This window comes from Micromonospora sp. NBC_01739 (genome assembly GCF_035920385.1).
Classification (GTDB): domain Bacteria; phylum Actinomycetota; class Actinomycetes; order Mycobacteriales; family Micromonosporaceae; genus Micromonospora.
The window spans coordinates 238,766-261,631 of sequence record NZ_CP109151.1; the positions used below are offsets into that span (position 1 = coordinate 238,766).

At 65.1% G+C, this 22,866-nt stretch carries 23 protein-coding genes and 1 other RNA gene; 19 read left to right on the plus strand and 5 right to left on the minus strand.

Features of this window, described 5'->3' with window-relative positions; translation table 11 throughout:
- Nucleotides 1–3 precede the first annotated feature (3 nt).
- Nucleotides 4–1,197 carry a bifunctional RNase H/acid phosphatase gene (locus OIE53_RS01095; RefSeq protein ID WP_327024666.1) on the plus strand — a complete coding sequence of 398 codons (1,194 nt, stop codon included), beginning with the start codon at nucleotides 4–6 and terminating at the stop codon, nucleotides 1,195–1,197.
- Between the two features lie 79 nt (nucleotides 1,198–1,276).
- Here OIE53_RS01095 and OIE53_RS01100 read toward each other — a convergent pair whose 3' ends face one another.
- The gene (locus OIE53_RS01100) at nucleotides 1,277–2,038 is read right to left on the minus strand and encodes a sulfite exporter TauE/SafE family protein (RefSeq protein WP_327024667.1); all 762 of its coding nucleotides are present in this window, start codon (nucleotides 2,036–2,038) and stop codon (nucleotides 1,277–1,279) included.
- A 196-nt stretch (nucleotides 2,039–2,234) separates the two neighbouring features.
- On the opposite strand from OIE53_RS01100, the gene rnpB reads away from it, so the two are divergent.
- Nucleotides 2,235–2,650, plus strand: an RNA gene (gene rnpB / locus OIE53_RS01105) — RNase P RNA component class A.
- Nucleotides 2,651–2,791: 141 nt separating this feature from the next.
- Here the strand turns inward: rnpB and OIE53_RS01110 are convergent.
- A complete protein-coding gene (locus OIE53_RS01110; protein ID WP_327024668.1) occupies nucleotides 2,792–3,001 on the minus strand; it encodes a hypothetical protein in 210 nt (69 codons plus the stop codon).
- Nucleotides 3,002–3,307: 306 nt separating this feature from the next.
- Between OIE53_RS01110 and OIE53_RS01115 the strand changes: the two genes are divergently transcribed.
- From OIE53_RS01115 to OIE53_RS01125, 3 genes are read left to right on the plus strand one after another with little or no spacing between them, the layout of a single operon-like run.
- Nucleotides 3,308–4,495: an ABC-three component system protein gene (locus OIE53_RS01115; protein WP_327024669.1), complete on the plus strand. Its 1,188-nt coding sequence runs from the start codon at nucleotides 3,308–3,310 to the stop codon at nucleotides 4,493–4,495.
- Nucleotides 4,492–4,962, plus strand: coding sequence for a three component ABC system middle component (locus OIE53_RS01120; RefSeq protein WP_327024670.1), 471 nt, complete (start codon nucleotides 4,492–4,494; stop codon nucleotides 4,960–4,962). Before OIE53_RS01115 ends, OIE53_RS01120 begins: the two co-directional genes overlap by 4 nt.
- A gap of 3 nt (nucleotides 4,963–4,965) precedes the next feature.
- Nucleotides 4,966–6,939 (plus strand): DUF3732 domain-containing protein, encoded by a 1,974-nt coding sequence (locus OIE53_RS01125; RefSeq protein WP_327024671.1) that lies wholly within the window; start codon nucleotides 4,966–4,968, stop codon nucleotides 6,937–6,939.
- Nucleotides 6,940–6,985: 46 nt separating this feature from the next.
- On the opposite strand, the gene OIE53_RS01130 is transcribed toward OIE53_RS01125, so the two are convergent.
- Nucleotides 6,986–7,414, minus strand: a complete 429-nt coding sequence (locus tag OIE53_RS01130) for a GntR family transcriptional regulator (protein WP_327024672.1) — start codon at nucleotides 7,412–7,414, stop codon at nucleotides 6,986–6,988.
- 422 nt (nucleotides 7,415–7,836) lie between these two features.
- On the opposite strand from OIE53_RS01130, the gene OIE53_RS01135 reads away from it, so the two are divergent.
- The 4 genes from OIE53_RS01135 (at nucleotide 7,837) to OIE53_RS01150 (ending at nucleotide 10,344) form a co-directional block, all read left to right on the plus strand.
- Nucleotides 7,837–7,968 (plus strand): hypothetical protein, encoded by a 132-nt coding sequence (locus OIE53_RS01135; RefSeq protein ID WP_327024673.1) that lies wholly within the window; start codon nucleotides 7,837–7,839, stop codon nucleotides 7,966–7,968.
- A gap of 318 nt (nucleotides 7,969–8,286) precedes the next feature.
- Nucleotides 8,287–8,631: a hypothetical protein gene (locus OIE53_RS01140; RefSeq protein ID WP_327024674.1), complete on the plus strand. Its 345-nt coding sequence runs from the start codon at nucleotides 8,287–8,289 to the stop codon at nucleotides 8,629–8,631.
- 67 nt (nucleotides 8,632–8,698) lie between these two features.
- A complete protein-coding gene (locus OIE53_RS01145) occupies nucleotides 8,699–9,580 on the plus strand; it encodes a GntR family transcriptional regulator (RefSeq protein ID WP_327024675.1) in 882 nt (293 codons plus the stop codon).
- Nucleotides 9,577–10,344, plus strand: coding sequence for a glycosyltransferase family 2 protein (locus OIE53_RS01150; RefSeq protein WP_327024676.1), 768 nt, complete (start codon nucleotides 9,577–9,579; stop codon nucleotides 10,342–10,344). Before OIE53_RS01145 ends, OIE53_RS01150 begins: the two co-directional genes overlap by 4 nt.
- Here the strand turns inward: OIE53_RS01150 and OIE53_RS01155 are convergent.
- Nucleotides 10,328–10,498 (minus strand): hypothetical protein, encoded by a 171-nt coding sequence (locus tag OIE53_RS01155; RefSeq protein WP_327024677.1) that lies wholly within the window; start codon nucleotides 10,496–10,498, stop codon nucleotides 10,328–10,330. The genes OIE53_RS01150 and OIE53_RS01155 overlap by 17 nt on opposite strands.
- Nucleotides 10,499–11,947: 1,449 nt before the next feature.
- Between OIE53_RS01155 and OIE53_RS28385 the strand changes: the two genes are divergently transcribed.
- Together OIE53_RS28385 and OIE53_RS01160 are read left to right on the plus strand one after the other, a co-directional pair.
- Complete coding sequence (locus OIE53_RS28385) at nucleotides 11,948–12,712, plus strand: ABC transporter ATP-binding protein (RefSeq protein WP_393341665.1); 765 nt, start codon at nucleotides 11,948–11,950, stop codon at nucleotides 12,710–12,712.
- A complete protein-coding gene (locus tag OIE53_RS01160) occupies nucleotides 12,709–13,497 on the plus strand; it encodes a hypothetical protein (RefSeq protein ID WP_327024678.1) in 789 nt (262 codons plus the stop codon). The genes OIE53_RS28385 and OIE53_RS01160 overlap by 4 nt, the downstream gene beginning before the upstream one ends.
- A gap of 1,048 nt (nucleotides 13,498–14,545) precedes the next feature.
- On the opposite strand, the gene OIE53_RS01165 is transcribed toward OIE53_RS01160, so the two are convergent.
- Nucleotides 14,546–15,736, minus strand: a complete 1,191-nt coding sequence (locus OIE53_RS01165; protein ID WP_327024679.1) for an ISAs1 family transposase — start codon at nucleotides 15,734–15,736, stop codon at nucleotides 14,546–14,548.
- An 807-nt stretch (nucleotides 15,737–16,543) separates the two neighbouring features.
- Here OIE53_RS01165 and OIE53_RS01170 point away from each other — a divergent pair.
- The 8 genes from OIE53_RS01170 to OIE53_RS01205 all read left to right on the plus strand — a co-directional run bounded on the left by OIE53_RS01170 (nucleotide 16,544) and on the right by OIE53_RS01205 (nucleotide 22,827).
- Nucleotides 16,544–16,939 carry a transcriptional regulator gene (locus tag OIE53_RS01170; RefSeq protein ID WP_131052056.1) on the plus strand — a complete coding sequence of 132 codons (396 nt, stop codon included), beginning with the start codon at nucleotides 16,544–16,546 and terminating at the stop codon, nucleotides 16,937–16,939.
- A 197-nt stretch (nucleotides 16,940–17,136) separates the two neighbouring features.
- Complete coding sequence (locus OIE53_RS01175) at nucleotides 17,137–18,729, plus strand: cell division protein FtsK (RefSeq protein ID WP_327024680.1); 1,593 nt, start codon at nucleotides 17,137–17,139, stop codon at nucleotides 18,727–18,729.
- A complete protein-coding gene (locus OIE53_RS01180; protein ID WP_327024681.1) occupies nucleotides 18,726–18,974 on the plus strand; it encodes a hypothetical protein in 249 nt (82 codons plus the stop codon). Before OIE53_RS01175 ends, OIE53_RS01180 begins: the two co-directional genes overlap by 4 nt.
- Nucleotides 18,975–18,979: 5 nt before the next feature.
- Nucleotides 18,980–19,171, plus strand: coding sequence for a hypothetical protein (locus tag OIE53_RS01185; protein WP_327024682.1), 192 nt, complete (start codon nucleotides 18,980–18,982; stop codon nucleotides 19,169–19,171).
- The gene (locus OIE53_RS01190; RefSeq protein WP_327024683.1) at nucleotides 19,168–19,710 is read left to right on the plus strand and encodes a DUF2637 domain-containing protein; all 543 of its coding nucleotides are present in this window, start codon (nucleotides 19,168–19,170) and stop codon (nucleotides 19,708–19,710) included. The genes OIE53_RS01185 and OIE53_RS01190 overlap by 4 nt, the downstream gene beginning before the upstream one ends.
- The gene (locus OIE53_RS01195) at nucleotides 19,707–21,455 is read left to right on the plus strand and encodes a replication initiator (protein WP_327024684.1); all 1,749 of its coding nucleotides are present in this window, start codon (nucleotides 19,707–19,709) and stop codon (nucleotides 21,453–21,455) included. Before OIE53_RS01190 ends, OIE53_RS01195 begins: the two co-directional genes overlap by 4 nt.
- A gap of 2 nt (nucleotides 21,456–21,457) precedes the next feature.
- Nucleotides 21,458–21,637, plus strand: coding sequence for a helix-turn-helix transcriptional regulator (locus OIE53_RS01200; RefSeq protein WP_155221921.1), 180 nt, complete (start codon nucleotides 21,458–21,460; stop codon nucleotides 21,635–21,637).
- Nucleotides 21,637–22,827: a tyrosine-type recombinase/integrase gene (locus tag OIE53_RS01205; RefSeq protein ID WP_327024686.1), complete on the plus strand. Its 1,191-nt coding sequence runs from the start codon at nucleotides 21,637–21,639 to the stop codon at nucleotides 22,825–22,827. The genes OIE53_RS01200 and OIE53_RS01205 overlap by 1 nt, the downstream gene beginning before the upstream one ends.
- Nucleotides 22,828–22,866 lie beyond the last annotated feature (39 nt).

Genomic DNA, 22,866 nt, shown 5'->3' on the forward strand with positions numbered 1-22,866 from the left:
CCGGTGGCACCGCGTACCGTCCTGGTCGAGGCCGACGGCGGCGCCCGGGGCAACCCGGGCCCGGCCGGGTACGGCGCGGTGCTGCGCGACCCGGCCACCGGCGAGGTGCTGGCCGAGCGCAGTGCCGCGATCGGCACCGCCACCAACAACGTCGCCGAATACCAGGGCCTGCTCGCCGGTCTGACCGCCGCGGTCGAGCTGGGGGCCACCGAGGTCGAGGTCCGGATGGACTCCAAGCTGGTGGTCGAGCAGATGTCCGGCCGCTGGCAGATCAAGCATCCCGGGCTGCGTCCCCTCGCCGCCCAGGCCGCCCAACTGGTCGGCCGCATCGGCACGGTCCGCTTCACCTGGATCCCCCGGGACCGCAACGCCCACGCCGACGCCCTGGCCAACGCTGCCATGGACGCCGCCGCGACCTCCGGGGTAGCCGTACCCTCCGTCGCGCCGCCCCGCCTGGTCGAGCCGCCCCGGAAACTCGGCGGTGCCCGGCCCGCCGGTGGCGGCGCCGCCGAGGCCCCCGGTGCCGACCTGACCACCGCGCCGGTCTCCTGGGAGCCACGGCCCAGCTTCACCGCCACCCGGCTGATCCTGGTCCGGCACGGCGAGACCGAGTACACCGAACAGGGCCGCTACTCCGGACGCGGCGATGTCGCCCTGTCGGCCAAGGGCCGGGCCCAGGTGCGGGCCACCGCCGCCCGGGTCGCCGCCCTGGCCCCGGACGCCGCCGCCGTGGTCAGCTCACCCCTGTCCAGGTGTACGACGACCGCCACCGCGATCGCCGCCGCCCTCGGCGACCTGCCGGTACGCCCCGACGAGGACCTGATCGAGTGCGACTTCGGTGCCTGGGAGGGGCGCACCTTCGCCGAGGCACGCGAACAATGGGCGGGCGAGTTGGACGCCTGGCTGTCCTCCACCCGCATCGCCCCGCCGGACGGCGAATCCTTCGCCGAGGTGGCCGAACGCTGTGCCCGGGTGACCGAGCGCCTGACCTCGGCGTACCCCGGTCAGACCGTGGTGGTGGTCTCGCACGTCTCGCCGATCAAGCTGATGCTGCGCGACGCCCTGGCCGCCAGCGACACCTTCCTGCACCGGCTCTACCTGGACGCCGCCGGCATCTCCGTGCTGGACCGCTGGCCGGACGGCGGCATCGCCGTCCGCACCGTCAACGACACCGCCCACCTGGCCTCGTTGGAGTAAGGAAGGGCACCTTGTTAACGCCTGGCGTTGTACAGGGGACCCTTCCTAACACTCAGCCCTTCGGGGGCGCGAGCGCCGGTCAGCGGAACGACCGCCACAGCAGGTACAGCCCGATCGTGGTGCCGAAGACCACGATGATCGCCTTCAGTAGCCCCGACGGCAGCCGACGGACCAGCCGGGCACCCGCGTACCCGCCGACCAGGGTGGCCGGCGCCAGCAGCGCCACCCCCACCCAGTTCACCGGCCCGGCGAGCGTGAACACCGCCACCCCGGTCAGGCCGATGATCGCCGAGAGCAGGTTCTTGATCGCGCTCACCCGGGCCATGGAAGCGTCCAGCACCAGGGCCAGCGCGGCGACCAGCATCACCCCGACGGCCGCGCCGAAATAGCCGCCGTACACCGAGGCCAGCGCCACCACGACCTGGATCATCAGACCCCGCCGCCGCGGCGACAGATGACTTGGATGCCCCACCAGCCGCCGAAGCGGATCCTGAAACGCCAGCACCGCGGTAGCCCCGAGCACCAGAAACGGTACGACCACCTCGAAGGCCCGCGCCGGGGTGACCAGCAACAGCCCCGCACCCGCCAGCGCGCCGAGAATCGTGGTCGGCACCAGGCTGGCCAGCAGCCGCCCCCGGGGCAGATCCATCCAACTGCCCGCCACCGCGGCCCCGTACCCCGGGAACACCGACACCGAGTTGGTGACATTCGCCGGCACCGGCGGCAACCCCACCGCCAGCAGCGCCGGGAAGGTGATCAGCGAACCACCCCCGGCCACCGCGTTGACCGTACCGGCGGCCAGCCCGGCCCCGAGCAACAACGCGGCGTCGGCAAACTCCATGATCCCGAGGCTAGTACCACCCCTACCCCGCCCCGCAGCCCGCCCGCGCCGGGCGGTCAGGGGCCGCGCAACTTCGGGGAAGTTGTCGGGTCCAGCGGGTCTGGAGGCCACAACATCCCCGAAGTTGCGCGCCCAGCGGTGGTGCAGGGCGGAAATCGGGTGGGCTGACACGTCGTTAGGATGAGTACGCGACGGACGAGTCGACCGGGCGGTCGCGTCGGCGGGCAGCAGCTCGCCGCCGAGGAACGTCCGGACTCCACAGGGCAGGGTGGTTGCTAACGGCAACCCGGGGCGACCCGCGGGACAGTGCCACAGAAAACAGACCGCCGACCCCATCGGGGACGGTAAGGGTGAAACGGTGGGGTAAGAGCCCACCAGCACCCCGGGTGACCGGGGTGGCTCGGTAAACCCCACCCGGAGCAAGGCCAAGAAAGGGCCGTCACCGCAAGATGACGACCCGCGCAGACGCTTGAGGGCTGCCCGCCCGATGTCTGCGGGTAGGCCGCACGAGCCTGTCGGCAACGGCAGGCCGAGATGGATGGCCGCCGCCGGCGCAAACCCCTCAGGGGTACGCGTCGCGCACAGAATCCGGCGTACAGGTCGACTCGTCCGTCGCCCACCAGCTCAGAGCCGCGATCAAGGCTCTGAGCTGGTTCTATTTCCGGGTGTCGATGGTCGTTCATGGTCAACATTGGGTGGCGTTCGACGGCCCACCGACGGCCCAGACGGCCCAGAGACGGCCCAGGGGGTGCATCAGTTGATCTCGTCTGCGGCGGCCGGTCTGGTGGGCTCGGTGGCGGCCTGGTCCTCGTTGACGGCGAGCAACCGTGGGGAGCGGGTCGGGCACGTCCTGGCGGTGGAGCTGGTGCCGCGCCCGGTGGCAAGCCAGTCCCGGGGTTGGACTGGCGCGGCAGCCGGAAGCCCTAACCACGCGACCAGGCCGACCCCGTTGGCTTCCGTCACGGCCTCGCTGGGGCTCGTTCCTGGTGTGTGGTGGGGCGGTGTCCCGGCGGCTGTCGGTGGCTCACCGCCCCGGCGCCGTAGGCGGCCGGGGCGGCTTGCCGCCGGCCGGGCTTGCCGCCCCGCACCGCGCGGAGCGCGGTGCCTTGATCCAGAACAGAGCAAATCGGCAATCATTCCGATCACTGAGGGAGCAACTTCGTCGATCCCTGCATGAGCCGACTGATGGTTGTAAGCATCCGTAGGGCATGCGACTCAAGCCGAAGTGGGGGTAGACAGCAGGGGCCCCATCTAGCCAGACTGCTCTAGGTGTCGTCTACGTCACATAACGCTGCCCCATCGGCGCTGGGCTACTTGTATCAGTCTCAGTGGCCCCTGCTCGACCTAATACGGGGTTATCGCAACCGTCCCGACTGCTCGGTCAGCCTGGAGCTATACGACGATGTGGCCTGGGACGACAGTGGTACGCCCCTTGAGCGTCTGCAGCTCAAACACCACATAGGTACGACGAGGTCGCTGGGGGATATGAGTGCTGACTGGTGGCGGACCATCCAGGCTTGGATGGACACCGATATAATCGACGACCCAAATGGGCCGAAGCTGATTCTTGTTACAACTCAGAGAGCGGCCGTCGGCAGTGCTGCAAACGCGCTTCGTCCTGGGCGCGACCGCAACCCGACCGACGCTTTGTCGTTACTAGCTGCTGCTGCCAAGAACTCCACCTCGAAGGAGACCGAGAATACTCGCCGGCAATTCTTGGGCCTGGCCGAGTCTCGGATGAGAGTGTTCGTCGGCCGTATGTTCGTGTTGGACAGTTCGCCCGCGATTAGCGACCTAGACGGGGCTGTAAGGTCGGAACTGTCCATCCTGCTGCCGACGGGGCGCGAAGATCTATTTATGCAGCAACTGTGGGGTTGGTGGTATGAGAGGGTAGTTGATCTACTGACGGGCGAGGTGCGAGGCATCAATGGCCTTCAAGTCAAACAAAAAATAGACGACATCAAGGCGCAGTACGCCGACGATGACTTGCCGAGGTCGCTACTCGGAGACGTTGAGCCTAGTGTCCTCTCGGACTACCTGGACCATGTCTTTGTTCATCAGATGAGGTGGGTTGAGTGGTCTCCCAAGCTGATCGAGTTGGCGATCATCGACTACTACCGCGCTTACGTTCAAGCGGCGCAGTGGATCGAAAACAGACTGATTGGCTACGACGAAATTAGCAGGTACGAGCGGAAGCTCTGCGAGGAATGGGAGCGGGAGCGGGAATATATGCTCCTTGAGTTGCCACCCGATGCTGACGACGCCACTCGGCGGCAGGCAGGTGCGAAGCTGCTGAAGACGCTCATGTCTCAGACGCAGGTCCGTATCAGGAGTCGCTACGATGAGGCATTCTTCCCGAGAGGAAAGCATCACGAGTTGGCTGACCTCGGACGTATAGGATGGCATCCTGATTTCCAGACGCACCTGGAAGCGGTCCTCCTTAGAGAGCCTGTATGACAACATGGCGTGAACGGTCTCAAATTGAGGCTGCCTATCTAAATCCCGCCGTAGTGGCGGCGATACTGGCGAGTGCGTCCGATGGCTACCAGGATGAAACAAAGGAACCGCTTCCTTGGCCTCTTTCGTTCCTAGTGGCACCCTTAATCCTGCACGGTCCTAGCAGGCGGTCCTTGCCCAGAGACACAAGAACTCATATCTCAACGTGGTTGAGTCGAAACCCTATCCTCCACGCTGGTTTTCACGAAAGGGCAAGGTCTTTAGTGCCAGTAGTTCGTGAAGGCATGCGGTTTGGTTTGCGGAACGGAATTCTATCGATATCTGATGGGGTCATATCTGCTCCGCAGCCTGTCGTGCTAACTAGGGAGACCTCTCCCATGCTGAGGCCTGCGAGACTCACCGGTCGATGGTTCGCGAAAACCAAGCATCCGCCTACTCTCTTTGCCTTGTTCGGAGTGGAGCCGTAAGCCATGAACTTGCTGGAGATTATTCTTTATAATCGGGACGGCGACACCCGTAGGGTCAAGTTCGTGCCTGGCGAGCTAAATGTTGTGACGGGCGGTTCTGCAACCGGCAAGAGCGCCCTCCTGGATATTGTAGATTTCTGCCTCGGGCGTGAGACTGCCACAATGCCGGTGGGTCCTGTCGTGGACACGGTTGCGTGGTATGCGCTATTGGTCCAGATCGGCAATAACCGGGTCTTCGTTGGCCGGCCAGCACCACGAATAGGGCGATCCTCGTCGCGGCAGGCAATGCTGGAGATTGGAAATTCGTCTCTAGGTGTTCCGTCTTTTGACGAACTAACTGTCAATGCCGATGCCGATGGGGTGAGACAGCAGCTTAGCCGCCTGATCGGGATCGAGGAGATTGTCAACGAAGGCGTAGCCGCTGGGACGTCCTTCGCGACCAACCTGGGTCACGCAATTCTTCTCTGTTTGCAGGGCCAAGGAGAGATTGACGACAAGAATGTCTTGTTCCACCGGCAGAGTGACTCAAATATTAAGCAGGCAATCCAGAATACACTGCCTTATTTTCTGGGAGCGATACCAGCAGACCAGGCTCTCAAGAGGCAGAATCTTCTGAGCTTGAAGCGTGAGCTGAGACGAGTTGAAGCGGAAATTCGGACAGTTGAGAAGCTGAATGTAGATGTCGAGGTTGATCTCCGATCGTTGATGAACGAGGCGTACGCTCGGGGTCTGATTACAAGCAACGATGCAAGCGACCGGAATGAAATGCTGGCCTTATTGCGGATGGCTCTACAGGTTAGGCGAAGCTCGTTAGTGCTGGATGACGATGGGCAGGCTAGTCGTAGGGCCGAGCTCGAAGGCGAGCGCGATCGGTTGAGGCGAGAACTTCGGGACATCGGAGAGCAGCGGACACTACTGCAACATCAGGAAGCAAGCGAGGCTGGGTACCAGGAGGCGGTTACCGCAGGAGTTTCCCGACTACGCAGCATCGATCTGATCCCGCATGACTCTAACGATGACTCCAGTGAGGTATGCCCGATCTGTAACTCTCACCTAGAGCACCGTGACCCGACCGTGGCGGATCTGCGACAGACACTTGACCAGATGAGCGCCCAACTCCGGCGCGTGAATGGCGCCAAGCCTAGGAGGGTTGCCGCGCTTGAGAGTCTAGAGAGCGAGGCTGCCCGAGTGCGGCAAAGCTTGCGTGGGGTCGAGCAGACTCTAGAGCAATTTCTATCTGAGGACCGAGCGGCTTCTGAGATGCGCCGAAATATGCAGGCTCAGGCGTTTACGCAAGGTCGGATCGATCTATTTCTCGGGAAGCTCAATCAATCGGATAACGAGTCCTTCGTTCAACTACAGGAGAGGGCCGGGGCAATCAGGGAGGCCATAAACCAGCTCGAATCGGAACTCGACCCAGAAGAGGAACGGGAGCAGTTGACGTCAAGACTAAACGTTGTAGGACTTGACATGACGGCTTACGCTAATCGGCTGGAATTGGAGCATCGCGGCGCGAATGTTCGGTTGGACTTGAAGCGCTTGACTGTTGTGGCTGATATCGCTACCGGCCCGGCCCCTCTATACAGGATCGGCAGTGGCGAGAACTGGGTCGGCTATCATCTCGCCGTGCATCTCGCCCTACACAGGTATTTCGTGCGGCAGCGGCGCCCGGTTCCACACTTCTTGATGCTGGACCAGCCCACTCAAGCCTATTACCCATCGGAGGTTGCCCGTCTCTCCGGCGAGGCAGAAAGCGATACAGACAGGGCAGCTGTGCGGCGACTCTATCGTTTGATGTTGGACGTTGTTACGGACCCGCTTCTGCAGGGGCAGCTGCAAATCATCGTCTGTGATCACGCGAACCTTTCTGAGGCATGGTTTCAGAAGTCGGTTCGCCACAACTGGAGAGAAGGGCAGAAGCTGATTCCGAATGAGTGGATTGCTAGGGCGGCGGAGCTTCAAGACGATGCGCAGTGATCGTGGTGGCGTCTTTTGAGCCAGTCGACGTATGCCGAGGGCTTTCTCATGGAACGCTTTGATTGGGGTGGAGGCGATACGTTCGGGTGACGGTGTGAGCTTTGCCTCCTTTCCGGGTGACGCTTTCCGTCTCGATTAATCTCGCTCCTGCATCGACACTAAATAGTGCCGCAAGCTCCGCATCGGCAGCAACCTGACGTTCTTTTACGTGACGTTCGCTACGCCATCGGGAGTGGCGGTCGTCGGGATAAGCGTTGGCGTAGGTGCCCCTACCGTGTTCGGTGGTTACCACCCCCTCCTCTCGCAATACAGCGATAGCCTGCCGGACGGTACCGCGGCTCGCCCGAAACTCGGCCGTGAGCACGCTCTCGGCTGGTAAGAGTGATCCGGGTGCGATGACGCCGCGATCAATGAGTGCACGCAGTTCATCGGCGATCATGCGATAACGGGGCTGTCCGTAGTGCGGGGTGGGCACCTGGTCACCGTACCTGGCACTTGTCTTACCAACTGCCAACCGTGAGGGTCGTTTTGATGTGTAGACAACTCGTCCACTTGTAGGTACGTTTCCGGGTGTGCGGCTGGGATGACAGCGTGTACCAGGGGTGGTGCTGCGTCGGCCTGGTCGTGGGTGAGGCGCGGCGTCCTTGATGGGCCGGTTGCGGTGGCCGCGCGTACACGATGGCTCGGCGATACCCGACCCGTCCGGTGTCGGACGGTGCGCCGTGCCCTCTGTCGGGCCGGTGGCCGGCTGATTCCCCCTGGTCGGCCGCCGGCTCTCCTACACCTGGAGGTGCGATGCCTGGCTCTCATCGTCGACGTCCCTGGTTCTCGTTCTGGCGGTCCCGCCGACAGCCGGACCAGGCCGGACCCGCAGCAGGAAACCGACCCCGCGATTCCGTGCCTGCTCGCAACGCCGCTCCGCTGCGCTGGGCCATGGAGCGGACCCGTGAGCTACCGGCGCTGCGACATGCGCCGCTGCTGACCCGTGGGCAGATCTTCCGGGGCAACGGCGGACGGTGGCCGCGATGACTCAGACAGGTCGGCGGCCTGCCGTGGAGCATCCTTCGTGGTGTGCGCCGGATCGGTGCGGGCATCTGGTGCCGCCGGTGCTGGCGCACATGGCGCGACGCCATCGGGGCGTACTGCTACGGGTCGGTGAGGTCCGGTCCTCTGGACTGGTCGTGTCGTACCTGATCGGCTCCGACGACGAACCGCCGTCGGTCGCGGTGCACTCCTCCTGCCGGGCCGGCGCTGGCTGGGCCGAACTCACCCTCCCGCAAGCGGTACAGCTGGTCGATCAGCTTGGCTCGCTCCTGACGCAAGCCGCCGGCCCAGGGGAGGGCCAGCATGGGCGGCTGTGACGAGCCGACCTACACCCCGGCGGTCAACACTGCCGACGAGGCGTCGTGTCCTGACTGGTGCCGGGGGTGTGGGCCGAACGATCCGATGCACCGGGGGCTGTTGGCCACGATCGGCAGCGAGGGCGGCGGCTGGGTGAGTCTGCAACTGCTCCTGGACCGCTTCCGCCGCCGTGACCCGGTCGTGAAGGTCGACGCGACCCGCTCCGGTGCAACGCGATCGGTGGTGCTGTCGCGGCGGCAGCTTGATCGGCTGATCTACGAACTGGCCTACGCCCGGTGGCGGGTGATGGCCAAGGGACAACCGTTGGAGGGACACGATGACCGCCACTGACCGCAGCTCCCGCCGCACGCCGGTATCCGCGCATCGTTTGCGTCGGCCGGTGGTCGAGGTGCCTCCGGTGCCGGAGCGGCCGGCGGGTGGGACCACCTGGCAGTCGTTGGAACGTCTAGGGGGTACGGTGACCGGTGTGCATGGCCGGGACTGGCGCCCTCGTTACCTGCAACTCGCCGAAGAGTTGCGGGTCAAAATCACGAGCGGGGAACTCGCCCCCGGCACGCTGATGCCGTCCGAGACGGAGTTGGCCGACACGTCGGGCCTGTCGCGCACCAGTGTCCGCAACGCCATCCGCCAGCTCCGGGAGTGGGGCCTGGTCCGCGCGGAGCAGGGGCGCGGCACCTACGTACGGGCACCTCGCCAGCGGGTACGGCGTCGTAACGCGGAGCGGTACCAGTGGGAGAAGGACCGGGTCCTGCTGGACGAGGCCGAGCGGCTCAAGACCGGCGCGACCGAGCATGACACCGGCCTGACCGTCCATGACCTCAAGTTCCACGCCGAGTACACCCGCGTCGAGGCGGACGCGGAGATGGCGGCGGCGCTGCACGTTGAGCCGGGTACGCCGCTGCTGCGCCGGGTCTACTGGACGTCGTCAAAGCATGAGAACGCGCCGCTGACCATGTCGTACTCGTACCTGCCCTATGAGCTGGTGGCCGCGAACCCGGACCTGCTCGACGCCAGCAACGAGCCCTGGCCCGGCGGTTCACAGCATCAGCTCTACACGGTCGGCGTCGAGCTGGATCGCATCGAGGACGAGGTTCGGGCGCGTCCGCCGTCGCCGGATGAGGCCGAACTGCTCGACATCGACCCCGGCGTCTCTGTGCTGACCGTGCGCAAGACCTCTATCGACACCACCGGCCGTGTCGTCGAGGTGGCCGACGTGGTGATGCCGGGGGACAGGACCGAGCTTGTGTACTCCCACGAACTGCAACGGTGGAAAACGTGACGCACCTCGTCTCGGTCATCACCCCGGTCCACGCCCCGAGCATCGAGTACTTGGCCGGCGCGTACGACTCGTTGGTCAAGCAGGACATGCCCGACGGGTGGGACTGGCAATGGCTCGTCCAAGAGGACGGGCAGACTGGCGCGTTGAACGGGGTGCTGCCGGACGACCCTCGCATCAGCATCGGCGGCGGTCGTCCCGGCGGCCCCGGTGTTGCCCGTACTCTCGCTCTCTCCCGCGTCGCTGGCGACCTGGTCAAGGTGCTCGACGCGGACGACCAACTCACGGCCGGCGCCCTCGCCCGCGACATCGCCGCCTTCGCCGCCAACCCACACATCGGCTGGACGACCTCGCGCGTCCTGGACCTGATGCCCGACGGGTCAACCGTCGGATGGGACAAGGACCCGGACGGCGGCCCCATCAGCCGCGGTGCCGTCCTCGCCTTCTGGCAAGCCAACGGCTATCGCGCCCAGGTCCACCCCGCCACGCTGTGCATCCGCCGGGATCTGCTCCTGGCCCTCGGCGGCTGGATGGCGCTCCCGGCCTCTGAGGACACTGGCCTTCTCCTGGCCGCCAGCGCGGTCAGCCAGGGTTACTTCACGCGCGAACACGGGCTGCTCTACCGCAAGTGGCCCGGCCAGGTCACCAGCCAAGCCGCCCACCGCGAACCCATCGAGTACGAAGGCCGCATGAAAATCATTGAGGCCAGAGCCGTAGCCCTGGCCTCGATGCTCCCGAACGGATTGCCGGTCACTCCTGCGGCGTAGCCTCATAGATGTGCCGCCGACCGCCGGCCAGAGTCTTCCGGGCGTACCGCTCGACCTCCTGGAACGCCGCGTAGTAGCCATCGTCGAACTCCTCCATGATCTGGAACGTCCACCGGCCCGGTAGGACGTTGCGGCCCAGCAACTCGCGCTCCACCCGGCGGAACTAAGCGGGCTGCAGCCCGGTGAACGAAAAGATCCACGCCGGGCGGGCCGCGAGATCACCCGCACCCCGACATCATCGGCCACCGTCCCAACCAGACAGTCACCGGGTTACGAGACGTCCCTAAGCCACCCCGCTTCAGCTGGTCTATCACCGCAAAGGTGCCGGGTGGATGCGGCAGCCGCCGCATACCTGCGGCCTACCTAACTCGCCGTCCAGTGACTTTGGGCAACCAATCTACGGCCGGCTAGGCGCGGGCCGGAAAGTCGAACGCTTAGCGCACCCAAGGCCCCAGCTCAGGGCAGACGTCTTACGACTGCACAAGCAGGGTTGCGTCGAAAGCACCCTGTTGTCCGCCCTTCAGATGAGAAGGTAGCGCAGAGTGTCGTAGGTCGACATAGAGCTTCATCTGTGCCAAGATACCCTCGCACGGCAGGAACGGCTTAAGCCAACGGGGTCGGAGCGGTGACAATCGCTCAGCGTGCAAGCAATCATGGCGATGGCGATCTTCATTTCGCTACTGAGCCCACGTTAACCTCATTTGGGTTTAGCTATAACTCATCGTGCCGTGCTGTGATTGAGACTTCAAGTGGAAGGAAGAGGGGCGCGAATGCGAACATTGCCAAGGATGCTACTGGTGCTAGCGATTGCAACGGGGGGAGGTGCAGTTGTCAGCAATGCCACTGCTTACGCCTACTCTGGGTGCAACGCACCTCAAACCCAAGGGCCAAACTTCAACGGAAACCAAATCAATGGGTACTTCTCTGTCGACTGTGGTACCCGAAAAGTTGCATTGGCGACCCTTCATGGAAGAATCAAGGAAGATCGAAACAACCTTCCGGATGTAGTTCATGATCATGAAAGCGTCACGTTCGAAGGCACACGCGGCGCTGATATAAATACTACTACTTGCCAAGATGACGACAAGATCTATATCGAGGCCCAAATCAATAACGAAAATCCAACACAGGGCGCCGGAAAAATTATGCAGTGCTAAATGCGACTCCCGCAACTTGGGTGCGATGACTGAATGTTCTAGTGAAAGAGAATGGTATGATAAGAACCGCACGGGTTGTTCTTGCGTTTTTCGTTGCCACTGCGGGCTCAATTGCGGCCGTCCAGGTGCCGGCATATGCGTACCCTGCCTGCGAAAGGTATGCCATCGCCCCCACCTTCAGTGGTAGTGAAATAACCGGTCGTGTTTATGTCGAGTGCACCCGCCTGGTGCCTCAGGCGACCCTTCATGGAAGAATCAAGGAAGATCGAAACAACCTTCCGGATGTAGTTCATGATCATGAGTCGAGAAATTTTAATCTCGGTGTACTTTGGGACGTAAGAACGACCACCTGCCAAGACAACGACCAGATATACACCGAGGCGCAAATTAACAACGAAAGCCCTGCCCAGAGTTCGCGTCGTGAGATGAACTGCTAGAATCCGCCCATGTCAGATTCACCCACTCTTAGCATCGACGCTAACGCGCTTGCCGTGGCCATCGGTCGTCGTACTATTGTCCATCACGTGGATCTTCACCTTGAAGCTTGTGGTGTCCTAGGGCTGCTGGGACCGAATGGAGCTGGAAAGACGACGCTGATGCGTTCGCTTTCGACGGCGATTGCGCCGAGTGGGGGTTCGCTTCGGTTACTTGGGCGCGAGGTAAGTGCGCGTGGCACGGTGCTGCGGAGCGTGAGAAAAGAGCTTGGTTATGCTCCGCAGCACCCATTGGTTTTGCGTCACCTTTCAGCGGTGGACCAGGTGGCGTATGCCGCATGGTTGAAAGGTATAGACGGTCGGGAGGGTGAACATAAAGCGCGTGCCGCGTTGGCCATGGTTGACCTCTCAAAGAAAGCGACAGTCAAGACCGGGCAGCTCTCGGGCGGAATGCTTCGTCGACTGGGTATCGCAATGGCGCTAGTTCACAGTCCGAAGATTCTACTACTCGATGAGCCTACTGCGGGTCTTGACCCAGAGCAACGCCTGCGTTTCCACGATTTGATTCGCACGATCGGTAGAGAGGCTGCCGTCGTTCTGAGCACTCACCTTGTGGAAGATGTAGCGACTTTGTGTACGTCTGTAGCTGTCATTGCAGGAGGGCGCTCAATTTTTTCGGGAAGTCCCGCCGACCTAGCTGCCCGAGCCCCTGGCGTTGGCCGAGATGCTGCCGGGATCGCAGCAGGGTTCGCTGCCGTGACGGGGATGAAGGTATGAGGGCTCTGCGCTTCTACACCGATAGAATTCTTGCTCCGGCTGCGCTCATCATTGTGGCGCTTTATTTGAGCTATAGCGTAAGTGCCTTTATTCAGAGGCTCTCCGAACCACCCCGCGACATGGTAGCCTTGGCCGGTCTTCAGTTAGAGTCGGGAATCGTAGGAATTGCAATCGCGGCAGCATTGTCTGCCCTGATCGCCAGTCGTCACAACCGCTATGGCGGGAAAGACATACTTGCAAGCTCTTCGCGACCAGAAATCGATCGGGTACTGATTCAGTTCATCGCCGCTTACGCGCCAGTTCTTGGCGGTTGGCTCGCATACGTAATTGGGACGACGGTTGCTTTCGGAATTACCTCGAAGCTACTTGTGGGATCGGCTGCTGTTGGTGTTGGTGCCCTAGCGCTTGCGGCCTGTTGTGCAATTGGACAGGTCATCGGTGTTTGGTTTAGACCGGCTCTAGCCGTGCCGGTCGCCTTTATTTCAGCCTACTTCTTCGCGGCTTTCTTCGCTATTTTTGGCGATGACTACTGGTGGCAATGGCTCGGGCCAGCCTTCGGCGATTCCTTTAGCCCTCAACCGTATGCTCTTTGGCTCGTCGGTGAATATTTTTGGTTTTCCGGCCTTACGGTTTTGCTCTTAGGTGTAAACCTGTGGATAACTGCTGCGCCGCGTAGACCTGGCCTTGTTCTTTATCTCGGTATCGCAATATCGGCCATTGGGGCAACTCTGCTCGCGATAAATGGGTCAGATGCTAGTCCCGACCTTCCACTAAGTCTACCGTGAAGACCTTAGGCGTACTTCTGGTTGTATATAGTGTGCGCTATGTGTTGCTGGCCGCAGCGTGCGGCACGCTGATTGCTGGGATCGCGGCATATCGAACGCCACCTGAGCTGCTGTATGCATCAGTGTCATCCGTGGCGCCGGTTGCGCTGGTTATTGGTGCGACGGTTCTGATTTCGGCGGCTTTGTTGCAACTTCCTCGGACGGAAGCGGGCGAAATTACAGCTGGCCGTCGACAATGGCATCTTCGCTTCACTGTCAGCGTTTTGCTGATACTTGTTGCGTCTGCCGGGGTAATAACGTCTTGTCTGGTCCTAGACTACTGGTGGTTTTTTCCTCCGCTATTGCGGGGGGCGCTGGTAATTACGTCGTTGACGAGTGCTGCTGTGACGATGCTACCGAAAGTGTACGTTACGCTGCCGCCAGGAGCGTACCTGCTGGTTTGCTTTTATCTCTCACGTGGAGAGAACTGGTGGGATCTCGTCTTAGCTCATCCTAGTAGGTGGAGCTATCTGGCTGCCCTAACAGTCACGGTGGGAGGCTTAGCGCTTTTCGTGTGGAGAGGCTCGTATCCCACCTACTCAGCAGAGGATTTGTAGGAGTTTCGGTCTGAGGGTATGGGTCATGCCACTATAGATCTCATCGTGTCCCCTTTCCTGGCCTGGCTCACGATAATGGGGCGTGCGCGGGCTCGTGGCGGTGGCCTGGCGTTTCGGGTTTATGGTGGGCGGATCTGCGCACAAATTCCGGCCGTAGGGTGGGTTGGTGTCTTCCTACCTACGGCCAGTGAAGGCTGCATCGGGTGTCCGGGCGGTGCGAATAGGGCCTGCCAGCCCGCGTCGAGGCGTCCCCACCGGCCCCGACGGCGGGTGCGTTCGACGCGGATGAGGTCGGCCAGATGGTCCGGGGTGCGGTTGGACAGCGCGACCGCGGACGGGTAAGACAGCCAGCGAGGCTCCCGGTTGGGGCATCGGATCTTGGTCGACTGCTGTTTTCAACGGGGGTCTCCTCCTATGTCGACAGACCCTTCCCCGCACCCACCGTGACAGGGTCATTGCGTAGTCGAGTAGCTGCTGGTCACGGTGGTGATGAGGTCGTGGGGGCGGCGGTTGGCGCGTCGGGTGGCTCTGGCGATGTTGGTTTCGCCGTTGCCGCGGTGGAAGCCGATGGCGGTGTTGCGCAGGACGGCTGTGACGGCGGGTCCGGTGCCGGTGCGGGCTCGGTGGGTGTCCTCGCCGAAGGTCACATCGCGGACCCAGTGCAGCCGGTTCTCGATGTGCCATTCCAGGCGGGCCCATTGCTGCAGGTCAGCGGGCTGGGCGTGGGCGGCGGGCAGTGACGCCACCAGATAGACCGTTTCCCGGGTTCGCTTGCCGGCGATCGTGCGGGTGCGGGTGATCCGGACGGCCTGCTGAGCATGGGGAAAGCCGATGCCGCCGGGAGTCTGCAGGGTCAGCGCCTTGACGGTGCGGGTCTCGCGGCGGCCGTGTCCGGTGTCGCGGTGTTGGTGCCCGATTGGCACCTGCGCCCAGGGCAGCCGTTTGAGTTGGGCGTACAAGGTCGGCTGGTTGGCCTTGACCGACACGTACAGGTCCCCGCCGGCAGCGGCGACAGTGCGGGCGTGGGCGACCTGCGTGTGCAGGGCGTCAGCGACGATCACTACCCCGGCCAGGCTGCCCAGCCGTGCCTTGACCTGCTCCAGCAGCGGGGCGAACGCCGGAATTTCGTTCGACTTCGCCGCGACCTGGACCTGTGCCAGGACCACACCGGTGCAGGTGTCGTAGGCCGACAGCAGATGGACCCGTCCCTCGGGCAGGACCGCGCCCCGCAGCACCTTGCCGTCCACCGCGATGACCCTCCGCACCGGCGGCGGCGCCGACACCCGCGAGCACAGCCAGTCGGCCAGGACCGCCGTCAACGTCTCGGCGTCAACGCGGACCAGCAGCCGCCACACCGTACTCAGCACCGGCACCCGGCCGGTGAACCCGAGCCGGCCCCACGCCGACGCACCGAGATCATCCACCCAGTCCACGATCGCGGCGAACGTGCAAGCCCCGGCCATCACCGCACACACCGCCACCGCGAGCACGCTCGCCAGCGGATACCGCACACCACGCGGGTCACGCGGATCGGGAACCCTCGCCAAAGCCTCCAACAGGCCAAACGCCTCACCGCCAGCAGTCGAAGAGTCGGGTGGGGCGGGGGCATGCAGACGGATCACGTCGATCAGCGATGATGACATGCGCGGGTGTGGTCCTTCTCGGTGTCATGTTGTCTCAGCAACTCCATGATCACCGACGGACCACACCCGTCCTACATCACCCTCCAACCAGGCCGATGACCCCGCGAAGGCTCAGGTCAGAAGCGCCCTCAGTCGACTACGCAAAGCCCCTGCCCACCGTGACCAGGCCCATCACGATGAATAGACCTCATTGAGCCGACGAGCAAGCTGGACAGCTTGCGGGTGCTGGAGGAGACGGGCGTCGGGTCGACGGCTCGTCGTGCACGCCACCGGTGGTTCCTTCTGCAGGTGCCCGTCGATGCGGGCACGCTGGTGCTGAACTGCTGGTCCCGACGATCGGCTGCCGTTTGGCACCCAACATCAAGGTCGCAGGGAGCCTCTCGCTGGCCGTATCGCTGCCCACGACGGTCGTCGCGTTCGCCCGTTACAGCCGTGACGGCAGTGGCATCGTGCTGCGCCAGCCCGCCCGCCTCGTCGCCGTTCTCGCGATCGGCTCCATCACCGGCGCCGCAGCCGGTGGCCTGCTGCTCGGCGTAATTCCCGAAGCGATCCTTGTCCCCGCTCACCGTCGGCCGACTGCTCCTCACCTTCACTCTAGGTCTGGCGCCACGCCAACTCAGCGTGACGGCCCTTGCCGCAGCTCAATGCAAACTCGCACTACCCGACCGCGCGACTTGTCAACCGCATCAATCGCGAACGCCCCACCTGCTTCGAGTAGCTCTGCGAATGCTTGTTGACTTGTCTGCCAAGTGCCGTCTACCTTGGACCGCAGCTTGGCAGACAAGTTAACAACCTGGAGGGTGAGCGATGGCTCTGCGTGGCGGTACGAGGTTCGCCGTGCGATTCGAGGACGTGTTCCCGGCGGGGTGCGCGTTGGTGCCCGAGTCGCTGGGTGAGGTCGAGGACTACGACGAGAAGACCGGCCGGCGGTCCCCGGCCAAGGACAAGGTGACCGGTCAGCGCGTGTGGCAGGTCCGGGTAATGGACCTTGACCCTGAGCTGGGCAAGCGGTCCCGCGAGACGACGGTGAAGATCTCGGCTGACTACCAGCCGGTGCCGCCGACGGGTGCGCCGTTCGAGGCGGTGGAGTTCGACGGGATGACGGTGACGCCGTACGTGGCGAACAACGGTCGGATGGCGTATTCGCTGCGGGCGACCGGGCTGCGGGCTCCGGTGGTCGGCGGCAAGAAGGCGGCGGCGTAGCCGTATCTGGTGGGGGCGGGGCTGTCTGGTCTTGGCGGACGGCAGCCCCGCCCCTGGTGTCTCTTCCCCTGCTCTGTCGAGAGAGGTCGTGACGTGTCCAAGGGTAGGCGTCGGGCTGGCCGTGGCTGGCCCGGGTGTGGCGTGTGTCGGTCGTTGCGGGGTGCCTGGTGATCGGGCGGCCTCGCGGTGAAGTGGTGATGACCTCGGCCGGGGATCTGGTGGTGTTCCGGCCGAAGCGGTTCGAGTTGCCGCTCTGGGTGGTGCTGCTTGGGCTGGTGCTGCGCTGGTCGGGCCGGGCGGTGTGGTGGTGTCTGCGGCATCCGGTGGCCACCGGGTCGGCGGTGCTGGCGTTGTGGCTGTACGTCGAGTTCGGCTGGTCCGGGCTGGTGGTGCCGCTGGTGCTCGGGTCGGCGGCCTCGGCTGTGTGGCGGTGGCGGGACGAGTCGTCCTGGTGGACCTGGCTGGCCGGTCCGCTGCTCGGCTCGGTGCGGCGGGTGTTCGTCTACCGGCGGGTGTGGCGGGAGGCCATGACGCTGTGCGGGCTCGCTGACACGTACGACCATCGGCCGGTCCTGCCGCAACTGCTGCGGGTGCGCTCGGATCAGGCGCTCGACGTGTTGACCGTCCGCATGGTCCGGGGGCAGACGCCGGAGCAGTTCCAGGCGGTCAGCGCCAACCTGGCGTACGCGTTCGGCCGGCGACACGTCCGGGTCTACTCGGAACGCCCCGGCGACCCGCCGACCCGCACCGGCCACACGGCCTGGCTGCTGCGGCTGGTCGACCGGGTGCGGTACCGGGATCGGCCGACGCTCGTCTACCTGGCCGTGGTGCGTACCGACGCGCTGCGCACGGTGGTCCCACCATTCCCGGTGCCTACGGTGCCGGACTTCACCGCGCTGCCCCTGGCCCGGCGGGAAGACCTGCGCCCCTGGTCGCTGCACCTGCTTGCCACGCATGTCCTCGTCGGTGGGGCGACCCGTTCCGGTAAGGGGTCGGTGTTGTGGTCGCTGGTGCGGGTGCTCGGCGGTGGGATCGCCTCCGGCCTCGTGCGGCTCTGGGTGATCGATCCCAAGGGCGGGATGGAGTTCGCGCTTGGCCGTCCGATGTTCGCCCGGTTCGCCTGCAAGTCGTTCGAGGCCATGGCCGACCTTCTCGACGAGGCGGTCACGGTGCTGCGGGAGCGGCAGACCCGGCTTGCGGGCATGGTGCGGGTGCACACGCCGACGGAGGCTGACCCCCTGGTCGTGGTCGTCGTCGACGAGATGGCGGCGCTGACCGCGTACCTGCAAGATGTCGAGCTGCGTAAGCGCATCGCCTCGTCGCTGGGGCTGCTGCTGTCGCAAGGGGCCGGCGTCGGTGTCCTGGTGGTGGCGGCGTTGCAGGATCCGCGTAAGGACGTGCTGCCGTTTCGGGACCTGTTCCCGACCCGCATCGCGCTCGGCCTCACCGAGGCGTCACAGGTCGACATGATCCTTGGTGACGGTGCCCGCAGCCGGGGTGCGCTTGCCGACCAGATGCCCAGGTGGGCCAAGGGCGTCGGGTACGTGATCCTCGACGGCACCCCCGACCCGATGCGGGTCCGGTTCTCGTACGTCTCCGACGACGACATCCGCGACATGGCCCGGCAGTACCCGGCACCCGCTCACGCGGCGGACATCCTCGCCCAGGTCCGGCGGGAAACCGCCCCCGAACCGGCCCGGCCTCCGTTGCCGCGCACGCCGTCCGGGCCGCTGCTACCCGAATCGCTGCGCAGTCTGCTTGACCGGGACAGCGGGGGTGAGGGTCGATGACCGCGCCCGGTCGCCGCTTCTATCGACTGCGTACCCCCGAACCGGTCACCGCCGTGTCCGTGCGCGTCGACCCGGACCGGCCCGACCCGTACCCGGTCTATCTCGCAGTGGGCGCGGGACGGCGACGGATGTCCCTGACCCCTGATGAGGCGTGGGCGTTGTGGCGCTGCCTCTCCGAAGCGGTCGCGTCCCTCGGCACCCCGCCCGACTACATCCGCACCGACATCCGACCGGCCCGGAGGTAACCGCCGTGAACACCCTCGCCCGCATCATCAACCGGCTCCGGCGTCCGCTGCGCATCCGGCTCGTCGGCCCCGCCCACCAGACCGCCGCCGCACTGCACGGCCTGGCGCACATGGTCAACCGCCGCCACGACATGAACGGCCGGCGCATCCGCATCGACCTGACCATCCGCGAAAAGCCGTTGGAGGAATGGCGATGACCGCACGCACCGAATCCGCGGTACGCCTGGTGATCCTGCTCGCCATCGGCACCATGGCCGGCGCTGCCGCCTTCACCCACGTCCACGACCTGTCCGTCGCCCACGGCCAGCCGCACTGGATCGGCTGGGCCAATGCCGTGGCGGTCGAGCTGATGGCGATTTACCTCGGCCTGGAGATTCGCGCTCGCCGTCGTGCCGGTCGCCCTGTCGGCCTGGTCGGCTCGCTCCTGGTGGCGTTCGCGCTGCTCTCCCTCGCCGCCCAGGTCGCGGGTGCCGAACCGTCGGTGTGGGGCTGGATCGTGGCAGCAGTGCCGTCGCTGGCGTTCCTCGCCCTGGTCAAGGTCGTCCTGTCCAACAACCCGGTCACTCCACCGACCGTCGAGCCGGACCCGCCGACCGCTCACCGGTACGACGAACCTGACCCGGCCACCGCCGTCGAACCGGTCCGCCCGGCTGAACCGGCGGCTGTCGTCCCGGCGGCGCTGCCTCCCCGGGTCGTCCAGCCCAACCGGCCGCACGTCGTCGGGATCATCCGATGACCGCTGCCACCCTGCCCGGCCTCGAACCCGCCCCGACCCCGGCTGCACCACCTCGGCCGGGGTCGCGGGCGGCCCGCATGGCACTACCCCGCTCCGTCGACGTCCTCAAAGAGATCGCCGCCGAATACGGCGTCTGCGTCCGCCCGCTTGCCATGCGCCGCACCGACCTGAACACCGGCCTGACCGAAGTCATCGACCTGCCCTGCGGCGCAACCCGCGAAGACAAGTGCGCGCCCTGCGCGAAGAAGAACCGGCGGCTGCGGCAGGCACAGATCCGGGAAGGCTGGCACCGCGACGACGAACCGCTACCGCCACCGGACCCGGCAACCGAGGAACAGAAGGCGCTGATCCTGCTGCGCGGTCACCTGGAGTTCTCCCGTGACGAGGCATCCCGAGCAAGCCAGTGGGACCAGGTCGACGACCTCGACGAGGCAATCCGCGAAGTCGAAGAAGCCATCACCGCCGAAGGACTCCGGGGCCGCGTCGCCCCGCCACACGCGACCGGCGACGAGGACCAGGCCGACGACGACAACGGCCCGCGCCGCAAGCGCTCCACCCGCCGTCGACAGGACGCCCCGGATCTACCTCGGCGCAAGGTCGAGCGGCGCACCGTCGGCAAGACGTACACCGCCCCCGACGGGTCGACCTACCGCCCGTCGATGTGGCTCACGCTCACCCTCGACTCGTACGGCCCGGTCCGCCCCGACGGCACCCCACTCAACCCCGACCGGTATGACTACCGCCGAGCGGCCTGGGACGCCGTGCACTTTCCCCGGCTGCTCGACCGGTTCTGGCAGAACTTGCGCCGTTGCGAGGGATGGAACGTCCAGTACGCCGGCTGCGTCGAGCCCCAACGCCGTCTCGCTCCTCACGCGCACTTCGCCATCCGGGGCACGATCCCGCGTGACGTGCTGCGCACCGTGGCGGCGGCCACCTATCACCAGGTGTGGTGGCCGGCGGTGGCTGTGCAGCGGTACACCCTCGACCGGCTCCCGGTCTGGGACGAGCAGGCTTCCGCGTGGGTAGACCCGGACAGCCGCGCGCCGCTGACCACCTGGTCGGAAGCCCTTGACGCCATCGACGACAACCCGGACGCCGAACCGGTGCACGTCGTGCGCTTCGGCTCCCAGGTCGACGCACGCGGCGTCATGCCCGGCACCGAAGACGCCGAACGGACCATCCGCTACGTCACGAAATACATCACGAAGCACACCGGTGACGTCCACAAGGCGACCACCGACCGGCAACGCAAACACCTCGACCGGCTCTGGCAGGAACTCCAGATCACCCCGTGCACCGATCGCTGCGCGAACTGGCTGCTCTACGGCATCCAACCCAAGCGAGCACACGCCAAACTCAAGCCGGGGCGCTGCAAGGGCAAAGTTCACCAGCGGGACACCCTCGGCATCGGCGGCCGGCGAATCCTCATCTCCCGCGACTGGTCCGGCAAGACGCTGAGCGACCACAAGCACGACGTACGGGCCTGGGTGCGCGCACTGCTCGGCGTCACCGTCGGCCTGGAGGGCGTCGACGACCAGGGAGCCACCGTCGAACCGGCCCGCCACGCCTGGGAACTCGCCCGCCCCGACGACCCCGACGTCGGCCCCATGGCACACCGGCTACTGCGGGCGATCGGCGAACGTGCCCGCTGGCGCTCCGAACTCCTTGCCGCCAAGGACCGCGCCGCCCAGCTTCCCGACACCGCACCAACAAAAACGGACGGCAAGGCGGGGGAGGGACAGTGACGATGACGAACGATGGGCTCTGGACGATCCGGGACGTGGCGGCGTACCTGCGGGTACCGACCGAAACGCTGTACCGCTGGCGCAAGGTCAAGTACGGTCCGCCAGCCGCTCGGGTCGGCCGTCACCTGCGGTACGAGCCGGAAGCGGTCCGGTCCTGGGTACGTGAGCAGGCGGCGGCCTGATGGGACACGTCGAGGATCGCTGGTACAACGTCATCCACCATCCCACCGGCCGCAAGGAGCGGGTGAAGTCCGAACGGTTCGGTAAGGGCCTGCGCTACCGGGTCCGCTACATCGGCCCGGACGGCCGGGAACGCAGCCAGTCCTTCCCGGACCGGGCCAAGCGCGACGCTGAGGCGTTCCTCGTCTCGACGGAGACGGACAAGCTCCGGGGCTCCTACGTCGACCCGAAAGCCGGCCGAATCACCTTCGCGGAGTACGCGGAGGACTGGCTCCGGACACGCTCCTTCGACGAGTCGACCCGGGAGAGCACAGAGTTTCGGGTACGCAAGCACCTGGTGCCGTTCTTCGGCTCTCGGCAACTGGCCGAGATCAAGCCGGGCCACATCCGGGAGTGGGACGCCAACCTGGTCGGCAAGCTCGCTCCGGCGACCCGGGCCGTGGTCTTCGCGCACCTGCGGACCATCCTCGGCGCGGCCGTCGATGACGAACGGATCGCGAAGAATCCGTGTTCGGCAAAGTCGGTCAAGCCGCCGCGACCGGTGCAACGTCGGGTAGTGCCGTGGCGGTACGACCAGGTTTCGGCAATTCGCGGTGGCCTCGCCCAGCGGTACCGCCCCATGGTCGACCTGGGCGCTGGCTGCGGTCTGCGGCAGGGGGAGATTCTCGGCCTCGGGGTCGACGACATCGACTTCGACACGGGCTGGGTGCACGTCTGCCGTCAGGTCAAGCTCGTCCGTTCCCGGCTGGTCTTCGGGCTGCCCAAGAACGACCGGGACCGCCGGATACCGCTGCCCGACTCCGTCGCCCAGGTGCTGAAGCAGCACGTCGACGACTTCGCCCCGGTGGCGCTCACCCTGCCGTGGGAGGACCCGGCCACCGACGAGCGGGTCACGGTGCCGCTGCTGTTCACCACCACCCGGCGCGGCGCGATCAACCGACGCACCTTCGACAACAAGAGCTGGCGGCCCGCTGTCGTGGCGGCCGGCATTACGCCGACCCGGGCCACCGGAATGCACGCGCTCCGCCACTTCTACGCCTCGTCGCTGCTCGACGCGGGGGAGAGCATCAAGGCCCTCGCCTCATACCTCGGCCACGCCGACCCCGGCTTCACCCTCCGCGTCTACACGCACCTGATGCCCGCCAGCGAGGAACGCACCCGCCGGGCCATCGATGACTTGCTTGGACGGTAGCTCCGAGAGTTGACCGGGCAACACGAATACCATTCATGT